At 68.4% G+C, this 21,449-nt stretch carries 20 protein-coding genes and 1 pseudogene; 9 read left to right on the top strand and 12 right to left on the bottom strand.

Annotated elements, in window-relative coordinates; all coding sequences use genetic code 11:
- Positions 1-7: 7 nt before the first annotated feature.
- Together EV580_RS10710 and EV580_RS10715 are read right to left on the bottom strand one after the other, a co-directional pair.
- Complete coding sequence (locus tag EV580_RS10710; RefSeq protein ID WP_133691167.1) at positions 8-1,117, bottom strand: MBL fold metallo-hydrolase; 1,110 nt, start codon at positions 1,115-1,117, stop codon at positions 8-10.
- A gap of 5 nt (positions 1,118-1,122) precedes the next feature.
- Positions 1,123-1,857: an enoyl-CoA hydratase gene (locus EV580_RS10715; RefSeq protein ID WP_133691168.1), complete on the bottom strand. Its 735-nt coding sequence runs from the start codon at positions 1,855-1,857 to the stop codon at positions 1,123-1,125.
- A gap of 34 nt (positions 1,858-1,891) precedes the next feature.
- Between EV580_RS10715 and EV580_RS10720 the strand changes: the two genes are divergently transcribed.
- Entirely contained in the window at positions 1,892-3,364 is a 1,473-nt protein-coding gene (locus tag EV580_RS10720) for a carboxyl transferase domain-containing protein (RefSeq protein ID WP_133691169.1), read from the top strand.
- Here EV580_RS10720 and EV580_RS10725 read toward each other — a convergent pair.
- Positions 3,361-3,951, bottom strand: a complete 591-nt coding sequence (locus EV580_RS10725; protein ID WP_133691170.1) for a TetR/AcrR family transcriptional regulator — start codon at positions 3,949-3,951, stop codon at positions 3,361-3,363. The genes EV580_RS10720 and EV580_RS10725 overlap by 4 nt on opposite strands.
- Positions 3,952-4,032: 81 nt before the next feature.
- Between EV580_RS10725 and EV580_RS10730 the strand changes: the two genes are divergently transcribed.
- Positions 4,033-5,265, top strand: coding sequence for an acyl-CoA dehydrogenase family protein (locus tag EV580_RS10730; RefSeq protein WP_133691171.1), 1,233 nt, complete (start codon positions 4,033-4,035; stop codon positions 5,263-5,265).
- An 8-nt stretch (positions 5,266-5,273) separates the two neighbouring features.
- Here EV580_RS10730 and EV580_RS10735 read toward each other — a convergent pair whose 3' ends face one another.
- From EV580_RS10735 to EV580_RS10750, 4 genes and pseudogenes are all read right to left on the bottom strand, one after another.
- Positions 5,274-5,867, bottom strand: a complete 594-nt coding sequence (locus EV580_RS10735; RefSeq protein WP_133691172.1) for an NUDIX hydrolase — start codon at positions 5,865-5,867, stop codon at positions 5,274-5,276.
- Between the two features lie 58 nt (positions 5,868-5,925).
- Positions 5,926-6,573, bottom strand: a pseudogene (locus EV580_RS10740) (phosphoribosyltransferase); the annotation flags it as partial.
- A gap of 27 nt (positions 6,574-6,600) precedes the next feature.
- Positions 6,601-8,418: an ABC transporter ATP-binding protein gene (locus EV580_RS10745; protein WP_133691174.1), complete on the bottom strand. Its 1,818-nt coding sequence runs from the start codon at positions 8,416-8,418 to the stop codon at positions 6,601-6,603.
- The gene (locus tag EV580_RS10750) at positions 8,415-10,349 is read right to left on the bottom strand and encodes an ABC transporter ATP-binding protein (protein ID WP_370581577.1); all 1,935 of its coding nucleotides are present in this window, start codon (positions 10,347-10,349) and stop codon (positions 8,415-8,417) included. The genes EV580_RS10745 and EV580_RS10750 overlap by 4 nt, the downstream gene beginning before the upstream one ends.
- Before the next feature lie 221 nt (positions 10,350-10,570).
- Between EV580_RS10750 and EV580_RS10755 the strand changes: the two genes are divergently transcribed.
- Together EV580_RS10755 and EV580_RS10760 are read left to right on the top strand one after the other, a co-directional pair.
- Positions 10,571-11,272: a response regulator transcription factor gene (locus tag EV580_RS10755; protein WP_005139558.1), complete on the top strand. Its 702-nt coding sequence runs from the start codon at positions 10,571-10,573 to the stop codon at positions 11,270-11,272.
- A gap of 4 nt (positions 11,273-11,276) precedes the next feature.
- Positions 11,277-12,614 carry a HAMP domain-containing sensor histidine kinase gene (locus tag EV580_RS10760; protein ID WP_133691177.1) on the top strand — a complete coding sequence of 446 codons (1,338 nt, stop codon included), beginning with the start codon at positions 11,277-11,279 and terminating at the stop codon, positions 12,612-12,614.
- Here EV580_RS10760 and EV580_RS10765 read toward each other — a convergent pair.
- Positions 12,611-13,405: an SDR family NAD(P)-dependent oxidoreductase gene (locus tag EV580_RS10765; protein ID WP_133691178.1), complete on the bottom strand. Its 795-nt coding sequence runs from the start codon at positions 13,403-13,405 to the stop codon at positions 12,611-12,613. The two genes, EV580_RS10760 and EV580_RS10765, sit on opposite strands and share 4 nt — an antisense overlap.
- Positions 13,406-13,558: 153 nt before the next feature.
- Between EV580_RS10765 and EV580_RS10770 the strand changes: the two genes are divergently transcribed.
- From EV580_RS10770 to speB (EV580_RS10785), 4 genes are read left to right on the top strand one after another with little or no spacing between them, the layout of a single operon-like run.
- Entirely contained in the window at positions 13,559-15,121 is a 1,563-nt protein-coding gene (locus EV580_RS10770) for an ABC transporter substrate-binding protein (RefSeq protein WP_133691179.1), read from the top strand.
- Positions 15,118-15,720, top strand: a complete 603-nt coding sequence (locus EV580_RS10775; RefSeq protein ID WP_133691180.1) for a TetR/AcrR family transcriptional regulator — start codon at positions 15,118-15,120, stop codon at positions 15,718-15,720. The genes EV580_RS10770 and EV580_RS10775 overlap by 4 nt, the downstream gene beginning before the upstream one ends.
- Before the next feature lie 19 nt (positions 15,721-15,739).
- Positions 15,740-16,834 carry an agmatinase gene (gene speB, locus EV580_RS10780; RefSeq protein ID WP_133691181.1) on the top strand — a complete coding sequence of 365 codons (1,095 nt, stop codon included), beginning with the start codon at positions 15,740-15,742 and terminating at the stop codon, positions 16,832-16,834.
- Positions 16,834-17,784: an agmatinase gene (gene speB, locus EV580_RS10785; protein ID WP_133691182.1), complete on the top strand. Its 951-nt coding sequence runs from the start codon at positions 16,834-16,836 to the stop codon at positions 17,782-17,784. Before speB (EV580_RS10780) ends, speB (EV580_RS10785) begins: the two co-directional genes overlap by 1 nt.
- Before the next feature lie 3 nt (positions 17,785-17,787).
- On the opposite strand, the gene EV580_RS10790 is transcribed toward speB (EV580_RS10785), so the two are convergent.
- On the bottom strand, positions 17,788-18,537 hold the full coding sequence (locus EV580_RS10790; protein ID WP_133691183.1) for a class II aldolase/adducin family protein: 750 nt from the start codon (positions 18,535-18,537) through the stop codon (positions 17,788-17,790).
- A gap of 60 nt (positions 18,538-18,597) precedes the next feature.
- Between EV580_RS10790 and EV580_RS10795 the strand changes: the two genes are divergently transcribed.
- The gene (locus EV580_RS10795; RefSeq protein WP_208114599.1) at positions 18,598-19,506 is read left to right on the top strand and encodes a D-2-hydroxyacid dehydrogenase; all 909 of its coding nucleotides are present in this window, start codon (positions 18,598-18,600) and stop codon (positions 19,504-19,506) included.
- On the opposite strand, the gene EV580_RS10800 is transcribed toward EV580_RS10795, so the two are convergent.
- From EV580_RS10800 to EV580_RS10810, 3 genes are read right to left on the bottom strand one after another with little or no spacing between them, the layout of a single operon-like run.
- Entirely contained in the window at positions 19,503-20,243 is a 741-nt protein-coding gene (locus EV580_RS10800) for an SDR family oxidoreductase (RefSeq protein WP_133691185.1), read from the bottom strand. The two genes, EV580_RS10795 and EV580_RS10800, sit on opposite strands and share 4 nt — an antisense overlap.
- A 41-nt stretch (positions 20,244-20,284) precedes the next feature.
- Positions 20,285-20,644, bottom strand: coding sequence for an FKBP-type peptidyl-prolyl cis-trans isomerase (locus tag EV580_RS10805; RefSeq protein WP_133691186.1), 360 nt, complete (start codon positions 20,642-20,644; stop codon positions 20,285-20,287).
- A gap of 17 nt (positions 20,645-20,661) precedes the next feature.
- A complete protein-coding gene (locus EV580_RS10810; RefSeq protein ID WP_133691187.1) occupies positions 20,662-21,447 on the bottom strand; it encodes a GntR family transcriptional regulator in 786 nt (261 codons plus the stop codon).
- Between the last annotated feature and the right edge of the window lie 2 nt (positions 21,448-21,449).

Below are 21,449 nucleotides of genomic sequence, written 5' to 3' on the forward strand. Positions count from 1 at the left end.
TAGTAGCTCACAGCTCCCACCACCGGTCTATCGCCCCAGCCGTGGCGGCCACGACCCGCCCGCCGGGCCGCGGCACCGCGGTCCGCACACCCGCGTCGTCGGCGGACGCCAGCATCCGTTCGACCGGTTCGGCCCACGGATGAGGCGCCAGCCGGAAGGTGCACCAGTGGATCGGGACCAGCAGCCCGGCGTCGCTGACGTCGCGGTGGGCGCGCACCGCTTCCTCGGGGTTCATGTGGATGTCCGGCCAGGCGGTGTTGTACGCCCCGATCGGCATCAGCGTCAGGTCGAAGGGTCCGTGATCGGCCCCGATCTGTTCGAAGCTGCGGGTGTAGCCGGTGTCGCCGCCGAAGTAGGCGCGATGCCGGGGGCCGATGATCGCCCAGGACGACCACAGCGTGGTGTTGCGGGACAGGAAGCGGCCGGAGAAGTGCCGGGCCGGCGTGCACACCAACTTCAGGTCGCCGATCCGGGTGTCCTCGTTCCAGTCCAGCTCGATGATGCGCTCGGGCGGGATGTGCCACTGCCGCAGATGCGCCCCGACGCCGAGTGGCACCACGAACGGCGCCCGCTGCGTGCGGGCCAGCGCCAGAACGGTGTCCATGTCGAGGTGGTCGTAGTGGTCGTGGCTGACCACCACCGCGTCGAGGGCAGGCAGCGTCTCCAGCGGGGCGGGCACCGGATGCAGCCGCTGGGGGCCCACGGTGCGCGACGGCGAGCAGCGGTCGCTCCAGACCGGATCGGTCAGCACCCGGTACCCGTCGATCTCGACGAGGGCCGTCGAGTGGCCCAGCCAGGTGACGGCGAGCGGCTCGGTGCTGATCGGTGCGGCCGAGTGCGCCAGTGGGATGATTCCGGCGGGGCGGCTGACCGAGCTTCTGCCGAGCATGTCGAACAGCACAAGGCGGTTTTCCTCGGCGTCCAGCCGCATGGGTGAGGCGGGCTCCAGGTTGTGGAACACGCCCTCGCGGTAGTTCGGCGAGCCGTCGGCGACCGGGTGGATCTCCCCCGGCCCGGCGCCCAGCGAGGCGGGCGCGTCGTTCAGGGCGCGCAGGACCCAGCCGCCGGTGGCCAGCGATGCGGTCCCGGCGGCCAGTCGCAGCGCCGCCCTCAACACAGTGCCTACGCCCCCTTGAACTTCGCGGGACGCTTCTCGATGCGCGCCACCTGGGCCTCGATCACGTCTTGGCTGCCCCACGCCTTGTCGAACAGCTCCTTGTGGGCGGGAGGCCAGTCTTCCGCGAAGGCGCCGTCGTCGTTGAGCACCCGCTTGGAGGACTGCAATGACAGCGGGGCCAGGCCTGCGATCTCGGCGGCCCAGGCCTGGGCGTCGGCCAGGTCACCGAGCCGGTTGGCCATCCCGGTCATCAGGGCCGTCTCGGCGTCCAGCTTCTCCGCGCCCAGCAGCATGCCGCGGGCGCGGCCGTAACCGGCCAGCGTGGCCAGCCGGCGCACGCTCCAATTGTCCAGTGCCAGACCGTATTTGGCGATCGGGAATTGGAAATAGGCGCCGGGGGCCACGACCCGCAGGTCGCAGATCATCGCCAGCTGGACGCCGGCGCCGATCGCCGGGCCGTTGATCGCGCCGATCACCGGCATCGGGACGGCATCGATCGCCTTGTTCAGGGCGATGGCCTTGTCGGGGAAATCGGCGGCGAAGACATCCCCGGACAGGTCGGCCCCCGCGCAGAACACGGTGCCCTGCCCGGTCAGCACGATCGCGCGCACATCGTCGGCGGCCGCCTTCTCCACTGCCTCGCGCAGTGAGTCGACGAGCTCGGAATTGAGTGCATTGCGTCGTTCCGAACGCTGCAGCTCGATTGTGGTCACATCCCCGACGCGGTTGATACCGATCATGTGGACGAGCGTACTGGCCCGATAGCCTCCCCTCATGAGTCGCATCGGGGCTGCCGAACTGCGCGACGCCGCGCTGGACCCGGGGTCGTTCCGGAGCTGGGATCACGCACCTTTGCTGGTCAGCGCCGACGAGGCCTACACCCGCGAGCTGGAGGCGGCCCGCGCAGCGACCGGTTTCGACGAGGCCGTGCTGACCGGTGAGGGCACCGTGTTCGGCCGCCGGGTGGCGGTCGTGGCGTGCGAGTTCGATTTCCTCGCCGGGTCGATCGGGGTGGCCGCCGCCGAACGCATCACCGCAGCTGTCGAACGTGCGACCGCCGAGAAGCTGCCGCTGCTGGCGTCGCCGAGCTCGGGGGGCACCCGCATGCAGGAGGGCACGGTCGCCTTCCTGCAGATGGTGAAGATCGCCGCGGCCGTCACCCAGCACAAGCGGGCGCACCTGCCGTATCTGGTCTATCTGCGGCATCCGACGACCGGCGGGGTGTTCGCGTCGTGGGGTTCGCTGGGGCATATCACCGCGGCCCAGCCGGGGGCGCTGATCGGTTTCCTCGGGCCGCGGGTGTACGAGCATCTGTACGGCGAACCGTTTCCGCCCGGGGTGCAGACGGCAGAGAATCTGCTGCGGCACGGCGTAATTGACGCTGTAGTCGGTGTCGAGGCGCTGCGCGCGACGCTGGATCGCGCCCTGACCGTCATCACCGATGCGCCGGCGGCACCGCCGGCCGCCGGCCCCGAAGAGGCGGTGCCCGACGTGCCTGCGTGGGCGTCGGTGATTGCCTCGCGGCGCCCCGACCGCCCGGGTGTGAGCTGGCTGCTGCGGGAGGGCGCCACCGACCGGGTGCTGTTGTCCGGCACACACGGCGAGGCGGCCACCACGGTGCTCGCGCTGGCCCGGTTCGGCGGCCAGCCCGCCGTCGTCGTCGGCCAGCGCCGCGTGGTGGGCGGGGTCGTCGGACCGGCCGCACTGCGTGAAGCCCGCCGCGGTATGGCACTGGCCGCCGGCCTGCAGCTCCCGTTGGTGCTGGTCATCGACACCGCGGGCCCCGCACTGTCGGCCGAGGCCGAGCAGGACGGGCTGGCCGGCGAGATCGCCCGCTGCCTGTCCGATCTGGTCACCCTGGACACCCCGACGGTGTCGGTCCTGCTCGGGCAGGGCAGCGGCGGGCCCGCGCTGGCGATGGTTCCCGCCGACCGGGTGCTGGCCGCCCAGCACGGCTGGCTGGCGCCGCTGCCGCCGGAGGGCGCGAGCGCCATCGTGTTCCGCGACACCGAGCACGCCCCGGAATTGGCTGCCGCACAAGGGGTTCGGTCAGTCGACCTGCTGCGCAACGGGATCGTCGACGCGATCGTGCCCGAACATCCCGACGCCGCCGACGAACCCATCGAGTTCGCCCGCCGGCTGTCCGACGCGATCGCCAGGGAGATCCACGACCTGCGTGAGCAGCCTTCGGAATTGCGGTATTCAGCGCGCCTGGAGCGCTATCGGCGGATCGGACTGCCCGGCTAGGCCTGCGGTTGCAGCAGTGTCAACACCGCATCGGTGACTGCGTTCAGGTCCTTCTTCGCCGCGGGGCTGGTGGTCGACGTGCTGTTGAGTGCTCCGATCACCAGATCTCGCAGCGTCCGCGGGTCGATGTCGGTTCGGACCACACCGGCGTGACGTCCACGTTCGAGCACGTCGCGCCAGACACGTGCGAAGCGGCGCTCGTGGGGCACATGCGCCGAACGGAGGTGCGGCGGGAGTGTCTCCACCATCCGCACCACGGCAGCAGCGCGGTCGTCGCTGGCATGCAGAGCGTCAAGGTGCCCGCGGATCGCCGCCCTGAGCCGATCGCGCGCTGAGGCATCGTCAGGAACCGAATTGATGCTCTCCTGAAGGGCTGCCCGCGCGGAGTCGACACCGTCCACCAGCGTTGCCGCGACCAACTCGTCCTTGGTGCGGAAGTGGAAATAGAGGCTTCCCACCTGCAATCCGGCCTCGGCCGCTATCCGGCGCAGGCTCGCGCCCCCGTACCCGTGTTCGGCGAACACTCTGGCTGAGACGTCGAGGATTCTTCGCCGGGTCCGGGCGGCCTTGCTGTCGACGATCTCCACTGGCCCATCCTATCGAATCGGACGATCGTTCGAATTCAGCTAGCATTCGAACGATCGTCCGATTAATGAGGAGCTTCGCCAATGACCACCGCCGCCGTTCGCCGTACGCAAGATGACATGTCCCACGACGTCTTCCTGCCCAAGGAGACCGTCCAGCTGCGGGCACGAGCACGCGAGTCCGTCGCGCGCCATCTCGCGCCCCTCGCACGCGAGATCGGATCCCGTGAGGAGTCGGCCGACAGCTTTCCCTGGCAAGCGTTCCGCGGGCTCGCCTCCGATGGATTGTTCGCGGTGCCGTTCGGACCCGAACACGGCGCCGGATTGCACTATCCGATGCTGGGTACCTGCACGGTCGCCGAGGAGATCGCGTACGAATCGTCCTCGATGGCAGGGGTTTATGACGGTCAGTGCATTCTGGTTCCCGCCACCCTGGGCTACGCCGGCCCTCAGCTGCGCGACCTGCTCGTGCCCGAGCTGATCTCCGGCCGAACGGCATTCGCTTTCGCCACCACCGAACCCGAGACCAGTTCGGATCTGACCGCCGAGCGGCTCGGCACGTTCGCAGAAGAGAGCGACGGCGAGTTCATCGTCACCGGCCGGAAGCGCTGGATCACCAACAGCGTTGTGGCCAATTGGGTTTCGATGCTGGTGCGAGCCGGGCGGACCGGCAGCCGGGCGCACATGTTGTTGATCGACCTGGCAAGCCCGGGAGTCCGGATCGGTAGCCCCGACCTGAAGATGGGCCATCGCGGGCAGATCACCGCCGACATCGTCCTCGACGAGGTCCGCGTGCCGCGCGAGAACCTCCTCGGTGAGCCGGGCCGGGGAATGGCCGTGGCACTGTCGGCACTCGTCCGCGGCCGGATCGGGATCGGTGCGGCCGGCGTCGGCGTAGCCCAAGCCGCCCTGGACCTCGCGGTGCAGCGGCTGCGGACCCGCCACGTCTTCGGCAAGCCGCTGGGCGCCATGCAGCACTGGCAATTCCAGATGGCCCAGCGCGCCACCGAACTGGAATGCGCTCGCAGCCTGTACCAGAAGGCCGCGATGTTGCTCGACACCGGCGACGCTACCGCCGAACCCGAGGCCGCGATGGCCAAGGCCTACGGCACCCGGCTGGCCAACGACCTCGTACGCGAGGCCATTCAGATCCACGGCGCGCTCGGCTTCGCCCGCCAAGTCGGCGAGACCGGTGAATCACTGCGCCTGGAAGAGATGTACCGCGACGCCAAGATCCTCGAGATCTTCGAAGGCGCAAACGAACTCCAGCAGTGGATCGTGGCCCGCCGCTTGATCGGGCGCGAGATCACCGGTTGAGAACTCGGCTAGTGATTGCGCCGGAACAGCTCGGCGGGCCGCCCGCCGGTGCCGGTGATCAAGTGGCCGGTGGGCCGCAGCAGCGGTTTCATCAGGCGCCGGAAACTGTCGCGCTGGAGGGGTCGGCCGGCCACCGCCTGGTGCACCCGGTGCAGCTCACCGAGGGTGAACTGGCGCCCCAGCAGGTGGCCGGGGTCGGGCGCTTCGGCGTAACGGTCGCGGACATGTTCCACCGCGCGGGCGATGATCTCGGCGTGCCCGTAGCGCAGCCGGCCGGGGCGCGCCACCGCGACCAGCCGGGTCTGGCCCGGCCTGCGGGAGTCCAGCCGGCGGATCGGCACGACCTCGACGTGCGCCACCGACAGCGCCCACCCGCGGCTGTCGCGCGCGGGGTCGTCGTACACGTGCAGCTGGCGCGGGCGCAGTCCCCCCACGTCGGCCTTGGCTTGTAGGGAGCGCTCGACCGCATCGGCAAGCCGCTCACCGGGATGCAGGAAGGTGCCGGGCAGCACCCAGCCGGGAGCGTCGGTGCCGCGCACCTGCAGAACCATCAGCTCCGGGTCGGCCGGATCGAGGGTCAGTAGCGCGGTGTCCACCGCCACGTTCGGGCGCGGATAGTGATCCAGTGGTTGTTTCGTTGTATCGCTGATTAACTCATCATTGCGTAAAGCCGTGCCCCGCGCATTCCAGTAGCGTGCAGACTTCCTCGTCGGTGGTCTGGTCGAAGTTGTCGTAGCCCTGGCCGACCGCGCTGAAATATGTTGGCGCCCCTGGACATACGACGTCATCGGCATAGTGGCGCAATTCGGCGATGGTGTCGGGCGCGCCGATCGGGGCGGCCAGCACCACCGTCGCCGCACCGTGCGCCCGGGCCACCAGGCAGGCCGCCCGGGCCGTCGAGCCGGTGGCGAACCCGTCGTCGACGATCACCACGACCCTGCCCGTCAACGGAATCGGTTCTCGGCCACCGCGGTAGCGCTCGACACGGCGCGCCAGTTCGATGCGTTGGCCTGCCTCCACTTCGGCGATCTCGGCGTCACTCAGCAACACGTGGCGCAGGACCGAATCATTGAGGACGCGCACGCCGCCCTCGCCGATGGCGCCGAACGCCAGCTCGGGCTGACTCGGAACCCCGAGCTTGCGCACCACGAGGACGTCCAGCGGGGCTTTGAGCGCCTCGGCGATCTCGTAGGCCACCGGCACGCCACCGCGCGGCAGGCCAAGGATCAGCACGTCGCGGTCGCGATAAGCCAGCAGCCAGCTTGCCAGCCGGCGGCCCGCGTCGGCCCGATCGACGTAGCGCTGCATGCCTCTGAGTATCCGGCTGGACGCGAGCTAAGCGAGCGATTCCAGCCAAGCCCGGTGCAGCGCGGCGTAGCGCCCCTGCGAGTCGACGAGATCCGCGGGCGGGCCGTCCTCGACGATGCGGCCGTGCTCGAGAACCAGCACCCGATCGGCGATCTCGACCGTCGACAGCCGGTGGGCGATGATCAGCGCCGTCCGGTCGGCCAGCACCGTCCGCAGCGCCCGCTGCACCAGCCGTTCGCTCGGGATGTCCAGCGACGAGGTCGCCTCGTCGAGGATCAGCACCGCCGGATCGGCGAGGAACGCACGGGCGAACGCGATCAGCTGACGCTGGCCGGCGGACAGCCGTCCCCCGCGGGTGGCGACGTCGGTGTCATAACCCTCGGGCAACGCGGCGATGAACTCGTCGGCGCCCACCGCGGTCGCGGCGGCCTGCACCTCGGCATCGGTCGCCGACGGCCGGCCGAACCGGATGTTGTCGGCAACGCTTCCGGAGAACAGGAAGTTCTCCTGAGTCACCATCACGACATGCCGGCGCAGGTCGCTCTGCGCGAAGTCCCGCAGATCGACGCGGTCGAGGGTGACCGCACCCGCGGTCGGGTCGTAGAACCTCGCGATCAGCTTGGCGATGGTGGTCTTGCCCGCACCGGTGGTGCCGACGAGCGCGACGGTCTGCCCGGCGGGAACGACGAGCGACAGGTCGGGCAGCACCGGACGATCCGGCACATAGCTGAATTGCACGTTGTCGAACGCGATCTCACCGCGAATCGACTCCGGGTGCACCGGGACCGACGGGTCGGCGATCGCGGGCTTCTGGGCCAGCACCCCGGCCAGCTTCTCCAACGCCGACGACGCCGACTGGAAGGTGTTGAAGAACTGCGAGATCTCCTGCATCGGTTCGAAGAACATCCGCAGGTACAGCAGGAACGCCGCCAGGGTGCCGATGGTCATCTCGCTGTGCAGCACCCGGTAGCCGCCGTAGAGCAGCACCACGCCGGTGGTGAGGTTGCCGACGAGCTTGACGGCGGGCATGAAGATCGCGAGCTGGCGGAACGTCTGCTCGTTGTCCGCGCGGTACCGGTCGGCGACCTCTTCGAAGATCTCCTGATTGCGCGGTTCGCGGCGGTAGGCCTGCACCGCTTTGATCCCCGTCATCGTCTCGACGAACTGGACGATCACCAGGGCCGCACTTTCCCGGACCCGGCGATAGGTCTTGGCCGACTCCGCCGAGAACCACCACACCAGCGCGACCAGAATCGGGAAGGCCGCCAAGCACATCAGTCCCAGCTTCGCGTCAAGGGCGACCAGCAGAATGGCCGTCCCGAACAGTGTGAGGACTGCGGTGATTAGGCTGTCGAAGCCGGTCTCCAGCATGTCCTGGATCGCCTCGACATCGTTGGTCAGCCGGCTGACCACCCGGCCCGAGGTGTAGCGGTCGTGGAAGGCGACGTCGAGGCGCTGAAAGTGGCGGAACACCCGCCGCCGCACCTCCAGCAGCACCTTCTGCCCGATCCGCCCGGAGCGGTTGAGGAACACCAGCCTGCTGATCGCCTGCACACAGACCACGCCGCACAGCACGGCGACGACGATGATCAGCTCCCGCGCCGAACCCCCGGCCACCAGCGGTGGGATCGCGTGATCGATGCCGCGCTGGACGAGTAGCGGAACCGCCAGGCGCGCAGCGTTTTCCACGACCACCACGATCGCCAGCAGCCCGACGGTCAGCTTGAAGGGCGCCAGCAGCGAGCCCAGCAGCGCACGTGCCTCCCGGCGACGTGGCTTGGCTTCGTCGATCGGCAGGTCGTCGGGCTCTTCGTCGAGCCGGCCCCGCCATTCGGTCGCGGTCATCGCCGCCTGCCTTCCGACGCGAAATCTCCCGCGCGGCGGGCCGCCTCACGCTCCTCGCAGGCCTCGTCGTACGCGCGGTCGAGGCGGCGGCGCTGGTCGTCGTCCTCCCAGCCGGGCCGGGGCTCGCAGCCGTCGTCGAGCTCGTCGTCGGCGGCCAGCAGGAAGCGGTAACGCGGGACGGTGGCCAGCAATTCGGCGTGGGTGCCGATATGGGTGATCGTGCCCGCGCCGTCGACGGTGTCCAGCAGGGCGACCTTGTCGGCCAGCAGGACCGTCGAGGCACGGTGGGCGACGACGACGGCCGTGACCCCGGCCAACACCCGGCCGAGCGCCTCGGTGACCTCGGCCTCGGTGTGGACGTCGAGGGCCGACAGCGTGTCGTCGAGCACCAGGATGCGCGGCGCGGCCAGAATGGCGCGGGCCAGTGAAAGTCGTTGCCGCTGACCACCGGACAGGCTCATGCCCTGCTCGCCGATGCGCGTCGCCAGACCGAACGGCAGATCGTAGACGAATTGCGCGGCGGCGATCTCGATGGCCCGGTGCATGTCCTCGTCGGTGGCCTCAGGCCGGCCGAGCCGGAGGTTCTCGACCACCGACATCGAGAACAGCGTCGGGTCCTCGAAGGCGGTGGCGACGGTCTCGCGCAACGCGTCCAGCGAGAGGTCGCGGATATCGGTGCCGTCGATGCGGATCGCGCCCTCGGTGACGTCATAGAGCCGGGGCAGCAGCGAGGCCAGCACCGACTTGCCCGAACCGGTGGCACCCACCAGTGCGAGGGTCTCCCCCGGTTCGACGGTGACATTGACATGGCGGAGCGCGAACGTGTCGCTGTCAGGAAAGCGGAACCCGACATCATCGAGCTCCAACCGGCCGCCACGCGGCGCGACCGCGCTCGGTCCGTCGGCGATCTCCCGCGGGGCATCGAAGATTTCGGCGATCCGGTTGGCCGCCGTCATCGACTCCTGCGTCATCGACAGCAGGAAGCCCAGCGAGGCGATCGGCCAGACCAGCGACAGCATCATCGTGATGAACGCGACCAGGGTGCCCAGGGTGACCAGGCCGTGCCCGGCGGCGTAGGCACCGAAGCCCAGCACGACGATCAGCGTGAGGTTGGGGATGACCTCGAGCATGGTCCAGAACTTCGCAGACACCTTCACCTTCTGGATCTGGGTGTCGTACAGCGTGCTGGCCTGCTCGTCGAAGCGGTCGTAGACGTAATCCTCGCGGCCGAAGGACTTCACCGCCCGCAGACCCAGCGCCGACTCCTCGACATGGGTGGCGATGTGGCCTGCCTGATCCTGGGCCTGGCGGGCCAGCCGGGTGAAGGCCCGCTCGAAGTGCAGCACGGTCAGCGTGATCGGCGCGATCGAGACCAGCACCACCACCCCGAGCGGCCAGTACATCGCCAGCAGGATGATCGTGACGACGGTGATCTGCAGGATGTTGAGGATCAGGAAAACCAGGCCGAAGGACAGCAGTCGCCGAATAGTGCTGAGGTCGTTCATGATTCGCGACAGAAGTTGGCCGGATTGCCACCGGCCGTGAAACGACATCGGCAGGATCTGCAGCCGGGCGTAGAGATCCTTGCGGATATCTGCCTCGACGCCCATCGTGGCCCGGGCCACCAACCAGCGCCGGATGAACCACAGCACGGCCTCGGAGATGCCCACTCCCATGGCGGCCGCACCCAGCACCCACAGCCCGCGCTGATCCTGGTGGCGCACCGGCCCGTCGATCACCGCCTTGGTCATCAGCGGGATGGCGACGGTGGCCACCAGGCTGGTGGCCGCCACGATGATCATCGCGATCCAGCGGGCGCGATACGGCAGCAGGTACGGCAGCAGCCGGAACAGGTCGGAGGCCCCTCGCGGGGCGGGGCGCGGGGCGGCGATGGCCGGATCCGCGCGCACCGTGCCCGGTCCGGCAGTCACCTTGTCCACCCCATCAACCATTTCCCTCGATACAGATCACCGCTGAACATATGCGGCACGTATGACACGACTCCCCCGCATTCGATGATTCCACGCGCCGCAATCGGTTATCGGCCACGTTAGAACCTCAACAATCATTGAGGTCAAACCCTTCCGCCGCACGTCGCCGTGTCGTGGCTGCCTCCCACTGGTACGACCGTCGATCAGGCAAGATGGGGCCCATGGACAGTAGTTCGGCCGCACCCCGAGTACTGGTGGTCGATGACGATCCCGATGTGCTCGCCTCGCTGGACCGCGGGCTGCGCCTCTCCGGATTCGAGGTGGCCACCGCCGTCGACGGCGCCGAAGCCCTGCGCTCGGCCACCGAGACCAGACCCGACGCGATCATCCTCGACATCAACATGCCGGTGCTGGACGGCGTGAGCGTGGTGACCGCGCTGCGTGCGATGGACAACGACGTGCCGGTCTGTGTGCTCTCGGCCCGCAGTTCGGTGGACGACCGGGTCGCCGGTCTGGAAGCCGGGGCCGACGACTACCTGGTCAAACCGTTCGTGCTGGCCGAGCTGGTGGCCCGGGTGAAGGCCCTGCTCCGGCGGCGGGGCGCGACGGCCACGTTCTCCTCGGAGACCATTCAGGTCGGCCCGCTCGAGGTCGACATCCCCGGCCGGCGGGCCAGGGTCAACGGCGTCGACGTCGACCTGACCAAGCGCGAGTTCGATCTGCTGGCCGTGCTGGCCGAGCACAAGACGGCAGTGCTGTCCCGCGCCCAGTTGCTCGAACTGGTGTGGGGCTACGACTTCGCCGCCGACACCAACGTCGTCGACGTCTTCATCGGCTACCTGCGCCGCAAGCTGGAAGCCGGCGGCGCGCCCCGACTGCTGCACACCGTGCGCGGCGTGGGCTTCGTATTACGCACCCAGTGACCCCGTGAAGCTCGCGCGGGTCTTTCGCCGCACGCCGTCTCTGCGGACCAGGGTGGCCTTCGCGACGGCGATCGGCGCGGCGATCGTGGTGACCATTGTCGGCACCATCGTCTGGATCGGTATCACCAACGACCGTCTGGAACGGCTCGACCGCCGGCTCGACGAGGCGGCGGGTTTCGCGGTCCCGTTCGTGCCTCGCGGGCTCGACCAGATCCCGCCGTCGCCCAACGATCAGGACGTGGTGATCACCGTGCGCCGCGGGGACACCGTCCGGTCCAACTCCGATGTCGTGCTGCCGCGGCTGGATTCCGACTACGGCACAGCCGAGGTCGGCGGTGTCCGCTACCGGGTGCGCACGGTCGAACTCGCCTACCCGGAAGCCACCTCGCTGGAGGTCGGCGCGACCTTTGACGACACCATCGCCGACACCAACAATCTGCATCGGCGGGTGTTGGTGATCTGTGTGTTCGCCGTCTGCGCGGCCGCCCTGCTCGGCTGGGCGCTGGCCACATTCGCGGTGCGGCCGTTGCGGCGACTGGCCGCCCAGACCCGGGAGATCCAGGCCGGTGACAAGGCGCCCGATCTCGAAATCGGCGGTGCCACCGAGGCGGTGGAGATCGGCGAGGCGATCAGGGATCTGCTGGAACGCATCTGGACCGAGCAGGAGCGCACCCAGGCCGCGCTGGCTTCGGCACGCGACTTCGCCGCGGTGTCAGCCCATGAGCTGCGCACGCCGTTGACCGCCATGCGCACCAACATCGAGATCCTGGCCACCCTGGACGTGACCGACGAGCAGCGCGCGGAACTGCTCGGCGACGTCACCCGTACCCAGAACCGCATCGAGGCCACCCTCGGCGCGCTGGAACGCCTTGCCCAGGGCGAACTTTCGACCGAGGCCGACCAGGTGCCGGTCGACATCACCGAGCTGCTCGACCGGGCCGCGCACGACGCGATGCGGGTGTACCCCGACCTCGAGGTGTCGCTGGCGCCCTCCCCCACATGCATCATCATCGGCCTGCCCGCGGGGCTCCGGCTGGCGGTGGACAACGCGATCGCCAACGCGGTCAAGCACGGCGGCGCGACTCGCGTTGTATTGTCGGCGGTCAGCTCGCGAGAGGGCGTCCAGATCGCCGTGGACGACAACGGCTCCGGGCTACCGGAGGCCGAACGCACGGCGGTCTTCGAGCGCTTCGCCCGCGGGTCGACCGCGTCGCACTCCGGCTCCGGGCTCGGTCTGGCACTGGTAGCTCAGCAGGCCGAACTGCACGGCGGCACAGCCGCATTGGAGGACAGTGCACTCGGCGGTGCGCGCCTGGTGCTGCGGCTGCCCGCGCCACACTAAGCAGCGGGGGTGGCCCCGCAGATGGCATTACCACCGTCGATGATCAGCGTGGTGCCGGTGACGTAGGACGCGCCCGGCGTGGCCAGATAGGCCACCCCGGAGGCGACCTCGTCGGCGCTGGCCGACCGGCCGATCGGCGTGGCGTTTCCCGCAGCGACCTCCGACGGCAGCTGGGCCGCCGTGGCGATCCAGCCCGGCAGTACCAGGTTGGCGGTGATCCCGGTCTTGGCGTAGTCGACGGCCAGGGACCGGGTCATCCCCAGCATCGCGGCCTTGGCGGTGTGATACCCGACATCGCCGGCGTATGCGGTCAGCACACCGGCCGTCGATCCCACGTTGACGACGCGGCCGTAGTTGCGCTCGACCATCCCCGGCAATGCCGCGCGGGTGACGTAGAACGCACTATCGAGGTTGCGCCGCAAGGCAAGTGACCACTCCTCGTCGGTCATCACCATCAACGGGTTCGGTTCCTCGGGGCTGTACACCGACGCCAGGCCGGCATTGTTCACCAGGATGTCGAGCTTGCCGAACGCCGCAATGGCGGCCTCGACCAGCCCGGCGGCCGCGTCACGGTCGAACAGGTCGGCGATGTGCGCTGCAGACTGGATACCCTCGGCCGTGAGTTCCTCGGCACGCTGGTGGACCCGCTCGGTCGTCCCCGTCACCATCACCGCGGCGCCGAGTTGGCCCAACAACCGGGCCGAGGCAAAGCCGATGCCGATCTCGCTGCTCGACCCGGTGACCAAGGCCACCTGTCCGGTGAGATCGAACGCACGTGGCGTAGCGGGCATTGTGCTTGCTCCCTTCGGATTTCGGCTGTGCTTCGCCGAGGGTAAGGCTCCGCAGCGGGCATTTCTAGGTCAATCGTCCAAATCTTGGACGTTCGTACAAGGTGGTAACCGCCATGTCACACCGCCGAAATCAGCTGCCCCGAGACTCGTCGCATGAAACTCAGGTCGGGAATCGCACCCCTGGCGATCGCCGCGCTGTTGCTGGCCGGCACCGCCTGTTCGGGAAAGACCAACAACACCAACGATGCCGCGGGAGCCGCGTCCACGGTGCGCACTCCCCTGATGTCCGATCCGCCGCCGCTGGACCCCGACACCTTCTATCAGCCCGAGGGTCTGCTGATCATGACGTCGGCCTACCAGGGGCTACTGCAGTACGCACCGGGGTCGACGAAGATCGCACCGCTGCTGGCCACCAAGTGGGACGTCACCCCCGACGGGCTGACCTACACCTTCACCCTGCGCGACGGCGTCAAGTTCTCCGACGGCACACCGTTCGACTCCGCGGCCGCCAAGGCCAGCTTCCAGCGGCGCGTCGACATGGCCGGCGGGCCGGCCTACATGCTGGCCGACGTCAAGGACATGCAGACGCCGGATCCGCACACTTTCGTCGTCACTCTCACCAAACCCGTTGCGCCGTTTCTGGATTACCTCGCCTCGCCCTACGGACCGCTGATGACCAGCCCGACCGCGGTCGCCCAGCACGCCACCGGCAACGATCACGCGTCGGCCTGGCTGGCGTCGCACACCGCGGGCACCGGGCCCTACGAACTGACCGAGGCGGTACCGGCCAGCCACTACACGATGAGCGCGAACAAGAACTACTGGGGCACGGCCGGCCAGATCACCTCGGTGCAGATGCCGGTGATCACCGCCTCGGCGGTGCAGCGCCTCGAGCTCGGCAACGGCCAGCTGGACATGGTCCTGCACGGATTGTCCAAGGGCGACTACGAAGCGCTGAGCGCGGGCCCGGACACCGAGGTTCTTCAGGAAAAGGCGTTGGTCAAGGCGCTGGTGATGGTCAGTCCGAGTTCCCCGGTCTTCGCTTCCCGCGAAGCGAGGGCCGCGTTGAGCGCCGGTCTTGACCAAACCGCCTTGACCACACAGGCATTCGGTGCGCAAGGCGCCCCATCCACCCAGTTCTATCCGATCGGAATGCTGCCCGACGGCGCGGTTCCCGACAAGCACGACTATGACCCCTCGAAGCTGGCCGCGCTCGGCAAGGCCGGTGGTGATGTCTCGATCGGCTATCCGTCCGGCGACAGCAGCCTGCAGGACCTGTCCAACCAGATCCAGGTGATCCTGCAGGGAGCCGGGTTCAAGGCGACCGTCCGCGATTTTCCGCTGGCCCAGCTCTTCGCCCTGCCCCAAAACCCGGACCAGCGACCGGATCTGATGCTCGCCTCGTTCAATCCTGACGCCGCGCATCCCGACACCTGGTCGCGGATCTACCAGTACACCAACGCACCGGTCAACATTCAGGGCTGCTCGGTTCCGGAGGCCGACAAGCTCCTGGACGCCGGCAGTGCCGAGCCCGACGCGGCGAAGTCGCAGGCTCTCTACGTCGACGCGGCCAAGGCTTACCGGGATTCCTTCTGCTGGATCAACCTGTCCGATCTGTACAACACTGTCGCGGCCCGAAAGGGCTACTCCGGCTGGCAGAGTCAGCCCGCCTGGATGTGGGATACCGACTTCTCCGCCCTGAAGCATCAGGGATGACGGCGGGCACCACCGCCCGTGGTGCGGCGCGCCGTACCGAGATCATCGACGCCGCGATCGAGGTGATGGCTCAGGTCGGCCTCGCGGGTCTGTCGATGCGCCTGGTGGCCAATCAGGCTCAGATCCCGCTGGGCGCCCTGAGCTACTACTTCGACGACAAGTCCGATCTGATCGCGCAGGCGTTCGCCCAACTGTCGGATCGCGAGATCGACCGCGTCGTGCGTACCGCGGAGCGTCTCGAACCGTCGATGTCACCCGAGCAGCTCGCCGATCTGGTCGCCGACATGATCATCGACGGGTTCAGCACACCGCGCGGCGCCATCGTCACCCGCTACGAACTGGTCACCGAGGCCAGCCGCGACGAGCGCCTGCGGCCGATGTTCGAAGCCTGGTATGCGGCAATGATTCCCGCACTGAGCCGGTTGTTTCGTGAGCTCGGCTCGCGCCAGCCCGAACTCGACTCCCGCACCGTGATGGCGGTGATGGCAGGCCTGGAGATCGACAATCTGTACCGCCCGCTGGGGCCGGTGGACAAGCGGCGGATCCGCGCCACCCTTCGGCACGCCTTCACCGCCGTCATCGCCCTGCACGACACCTGACTAACGAAAGGCAACGCACATGGCAGGAGTCCTCTTCGGGCCCGACATCACGTTTCTCGGTGTCCCCCGCTGCGATCTCACCGACCCGTCCAGTTATGCCGACGCCGATATCGTCATCCTCGGCGCCCCGCTCGACGGCGGCACGAATTACCGCTCCGGCGCGCGGTTCGGACCGTCGGCCCTGCGCCAGGCCTGCTATCTACCGCAGGACGGTTCGCGCCCCAGCCTGGCGCTGCGGGTCGACGGCCTCAAAGACCTGAAGGTCTACGACGCCGGCGACGTGATGCTCTACAGCGGCAATATCGAACAGGCCGTGCAGCTGATCGAAGAGGATGTGTACAAGATCAGCGCGGCGGGCGCGATCCCGATCATCCTCGGCGGCGACCACACGATCGCCTGGCCCGACCACACCGGGGTGGCCCGCCACCACGGGTTCGGCAAGGTCTCGATGATCCACTTCGACGCCCACGCCGACACCGGGGATATTCACAACGGCTCACTCATCGGGCACGGCACCCCGATGCGCAGGCTCATCGAATCCGGTGCGCTGCGCGGAGACCGGTTCTTGCAGTTGGGATTGCGCGGCTACTGGCCTGACGAGCCGGTCCTGCAGTGGATGGCGGCGCACGGCCTGCGATCCTACGAGATGACCGAGATCGTCGCGCGCGGTCTGGAGACCTGCCTGACCGAGGCATTCGACATCGCCACCTCGGACTGCGAGGGCGTATTCCTGTCGGTGGACATCGACGTGTGCGATCCCGGGCACGCGCCGGGCACCGGAACACCTGAGCCGGGCGGCTTCTCGGCCCGGGAGCTGCTCGACGCGGTCCGGCGGATCTGCTACGAGCTTCCGGTCCTCGGCGTGGACGTCGTCGAGGTGGCACCCCCGTACGACCACGCCGACATCACCGCACTGCTCGGCAATCGGGTGATCCTGGAGGTGGTGTCGGCGATCGCGCGACGCCGCAAGGACAAAGCCGAAGGCACGACGTGGGATCCGATGAAACCCTTGCTGGCCGGGCGCGAAGTCGATGAACAGCTCCGGCTGATCGCCGAGGGCGAAGAGGCCCGCCGCCGTGGCGAAGGCAGCCCCCGACCGCATCACCACCACTGATGGCCGAGCCGCCCATCGGCGCGCTGCCGTCGACGCAGGTCCCCCGCTACGCCGGCAAGGGCACGTTCGCCCGCATCGCCGATATCCACGAGGTCGGCGACTACGACATCGCCGTCGTGGGTTTGCCTTTCGACGGCGGCACGTCCTACCGCCCGGGGGCTCGGTTCGGGCCGATGGCCGTCCGCCAAGCGGCTCGCACCCTGCGTCCCGGCTACCACGTCGAATTCGGCGTCGCGCCACTGGAAGCCATGCAGATCGTCGATGCCGGCGACGTCACCATCACTCCGTTCGACATCCCGGAAGCCTGCACCCAGATCGAGAATGGCATGCGCGACATCATCGGCGCCCGCGGGCGCAGGTTCGTCGCGATCGGCGGTGACCACACCGTCGCGCTGCCGAACCTGCGTGCGCTGCATGCCGTGCACGGACCAATTGCCCTGGTGCACTTCGACGCTCATCTGGACACCTGGGACACCTACTTCAACGCTCCGGTCACCCACGGCACGCCGTTCCGCCGGGCGTTCGAGGAGGGCCTGCTGGTCGAAGACCATTCGATCCACGTCGGCATCCGCGGCCCGATCTACGACCGGATGGACCTCGAGGACGACGCCAGGATGGGCTTTCGCATCATCCGGGCCGGCGACCTCGACGTCATGGGTGTCGAGGCTGCCGTCGACGTCGTCGCCCGCCGCGTCGACGATCTGCCGGTGTACCTCTCGATCGACATCGACGTCCTCGACCCGGCTTTCGCACCAGGAACCGGCACCCCGGAATCGGGCGGCCTGACCTCACGGGAACTGCTGCGGATGCTCCGCAAGCTGGACGGGCTCCACGTGGTCGGCGCGGACGTCGTGGAGGTCGCGCCGGCCTACGATCATGCCGAGATCACATCGATCGCGGCGGCGACGGTGGTGTTCGATCTGCTGAGCCTGATGGTGGCGGGCGGCTGACCATCAGCTCGCGTCCGGCACGTATGTCCTTTGCGCCCACTGGAATACCTGCCAGGCCGCGAGCTCGTCGTACATGTCGTGCACCCGTCGCGCGGCCTCGGCGCTGATCGGCTTCGCGTGCCGCGCCTTGACCTGTACCTCGGCGCAGCGCTCCATCAGCAGGAAGTAGCCGACGGCGGCGTCGACCGATTCCCCCACGGTGAGCAGCCCGTGATTGCGCAGGATCGCCGCCCTACATTCGCCGATGGCGGCCGCGATGCGTTTACCGCCGTCGGTGGAGCCGATGTTGACTTCCTCGTCGTCGAAGATCTCGTGATCGTCGAAGAACGCACACGCTTCCTGCGAGATCGGGGTCAGCTTGGTCACCTCCGCCGAAAACGGTGTGCCGTAAGGGGTGTGGCAGTGCGCGGCGGCGATGACGTCGGGACGGGCCTCGTGTACCGGGGCGTGGATGTAGTAGGCGGCGACATTGATGTGGCCCCCGCCCTCGACCGTGCCGTCGGCATGTACCAGGACCAGATCCTCGGGGGTCATGAACCGGAACGGCACCCCGTAGCGTCCGAGCCAGAAACTGTCGAGGTATTCGGGGTCACGCGCCGAGATGTGCCCGTCGCCCAGCGAGCCCCACCCCATCGCGCCGAAAACCCGGTAGGCCAACGCCAGTCGGCGCTTGCGGTGGGCCCGTGACTCGATCGGATCGGCGATGACCGGCTCGGCGGCGTCCGGGTCGAGGAACGCACTGTCAGCGTCCATCCTGCACCTCGCTTCGTCTGGAGATAGCCTAGCGAAATCAACACCATTCAGCGCCCCGTCGTGCTGGTCCTCACCGAGCCCGACCCCGAATTGCCCCCGCCCCCGCTGGAATTGATTCCTGCCGACGTCGAGGTGGTCGAAGTCGGCGCGACACCCACCGACCAACAGTTGGCAGGCGCACAGGTGCTGTACATCTGGGACCACCGCTTCGCCGAGCTGGGTGCGCTGTTGCGCCGAACCAGCACGCTGCGCTGGGTGCACGCCGCCTCGGTGGGGGTCAACAGGTTGATCTGCCCCGAGCTGGCGGCGGTCACCCTGACCAACTCTCGTGGGGTGTTCGACATCCCGATCTCGGAGTGGGTGGTCGCCGCGGTGCTCAGCCACGTCAAGGGCCTTGCCGACACCTTGGCTTTGCAGCGCGACCACCGCTGGCAGTACCGGACCACCGGGCGGCTGGCCGGTACCCCCGCCGCCGTGGTGGGCACCGGCTCGATCGGCCGGGCGATCGCCGAGCGGCTACAGCGCCTCGACGTCGACGTGACCCTCGTCGGCCGTGACTCCGATCTGGTCGCGGTGGCCGCGGAGGTGGATCTTCTGGTCCTGGCCGCACCGCTGACGCCTGCGACCACCGCACTGGTCGGCGCCGAGGTGCTCAGGGCGCTGGGAGCACGCGGATTCCTGGTCAACGTCGGTCGCGGGCCGACGGTCGTCGAGGCGGATCTGGTCGAAGCGCTGACGTCCGGGACCATCGCCGGCGCGGCACTGGACGTGTTCGAGGTCGAACCGCTGCCGGTGGACTCGCCGTTATGGTCGATGCCCAATGTGCTTGTCTCCCCGCATATGTCGGGGGACTACATCGGGTTCGAGATCGACATGATGGCAGTGTTCACCGACAACCTGGCGCGCTGGCGGCGCGGCGAGCAGCTGCACAATGTCGTCGATCCGGCATTGGGCTACGTGCCGAGTTAGGCACCGGGTGGTTGCAGCCATTCGATCGGGCGCAGCAACACGATCTCGGGCACCACACAGCTGCGAGACACCCGGATGGTCATCCGGATCGCCTCGGCGATATCGGCGGGGGCAATCATCTCGTCGGAACCGACGGTGTCGCGATACCCGTCGGCCATCGGGGTGTTAACCAGGCCCGGACAGATCGCGGTGGCCTTGATCCCGGAGGTGGACAACTCGTCGTGCAATGACTCGGTGAACCCGACGACGCCGAACTTCGTCGCCGAATACGACGCCAGCCCGGCCTCGCCGCGCTTGCCCGCGTTCGACGCAATGTTGACCACCTGCGCCGACTTGCGCTCCTGCACAGCCTCTTTGAGAATTGGCAGACATTTGCTCGTCAGCATGATGACGGCGCGCAGGTTCACGGCGAGCTGCTCGTCCAAAAACTCCGCGGTGATCTCACCGACCGGGCGAGCACCCGCCACGCCGGCATTGTTGACCAGCAGGTCTAGCGTGCCGTGCCGCGCGGTGTGCTCGTCGACGATCCGGTCGAGGAACCCGTCATCAGCCAGCGATCCCGACAGCGTGTGTACGGGCGGCCCGTCCGGCAGCGATGACGCCACCGCCGAAAGCTTGTCCGGATCACGACCGACGAGCGTGGTCGCGAAACCCTCCTCGCGCAGCATCGCCGCGATCGCCGAACCGATCCCGCCGGACGCGCCGGTGAGGATCGCACTGCGTGGTTGGCTGCTCACAGAGGCATTACACATGCCGGCGGAGCAGCCCGCACGTCGAGCTAGCGGGTGGCCAGCAGATCGATGATGAAGATGAGCGTCTTGCCGGACAGCTGATGTCCGCCACCGGCCGGACCGTAGGCCTGCTCGGGCGGAATGGTCAGCTGCCGACGGCCGCCCACCTTCATGCCCGGGATGCCGTCCTGCCAGCCCTGGATCAGCCCACGCAACGGGAAGGAGATGGACTCCCCGCGGTTCCACGAGCTGTCGAACTCTTCACCGGTGTCGTACTCGACACCCACGTAGTGGACATCCACGACAGCACCGGGCTTGGCTTCGTCGCCATCGCCCACCACCAGGTCTTTGATGACCAGTTCGGTGGGTGCCGGGCCGTCGGGGAATTCGATCACGGGTTTGGTCACGCACTCACCCTAGCCGGTCAGGCGCTGCTGACCGAGCGTTCTACCCGACCATCGGTGCCCCTGCGTTCCCGCGCGGTGACCGTCGAGGTTGTCGCGGTCAACCGCACCCGGTCGGCCCGGAACAGGTCGTAGGCGTACTCGAACGGCCGATCGGCGGCGTCGCGGGTGACCCGGGTAATCGCCACCAGCGGGCGCCGGTGCGCGACGCCGAGCCACTGCGCCTCACGCGGGCTGGCGCTGACCACCTCGATGGTCTCGCTGGACGTGGCGGGCACCAGGCCGTAGCGGACGGCGAACAACTCGTAGAGCGAGCCGCCGAGTGGTTGTTCCAGCAGATCGACGACGTGATCGGCAACGAAGCAGGAGAAGTCCACCGACAGCGGTACCCCGTCGGCGTAGCGCAGCCTGCGGATCGCGAAAACCTCTCGGCGATCGTCGATTTCCAGTGCCGCGGCCTCTGCCGGAGTGGGCGGCCTGCGATCGGTGGCCAGCACGCGGGTCGCACTGGTGTGCCCGCCACTGCGCAACCTCGCTGGGAGCCCGGCCAATTCGGCGGCATTGCGTTCCACCACATCGGCCCGCACGAATGTGCCACCGTTGCGGCCGGTTCGGCGCTCCAGCACGCCGGCCCGGCTCAACGGCAGCAGCGCGCTGCGCAGGGTGGACCGGGAGACCTCGAAGCGATCGGCCATCTCGCGCTCGGTACCCAGCCGCGATCCTGGCCGCAGGGTGCCCTGCGCCAGCATGGAGAGGATGCGTCGCCGCACATCCTCGGCAATCGGTCCCCCCTCCGACTCCTCCATCG

The sequence above is a fragment of the Mycobacterium sp. BK086 genome, from assembly GCA_004362315.1.
In the GTDB taxonomy this organism is placed as follows: Bacteria; Actinomycetota; Actinomycetes; order Mycobacteriales; family Mycobacteriaceae; genus Mycobacterium.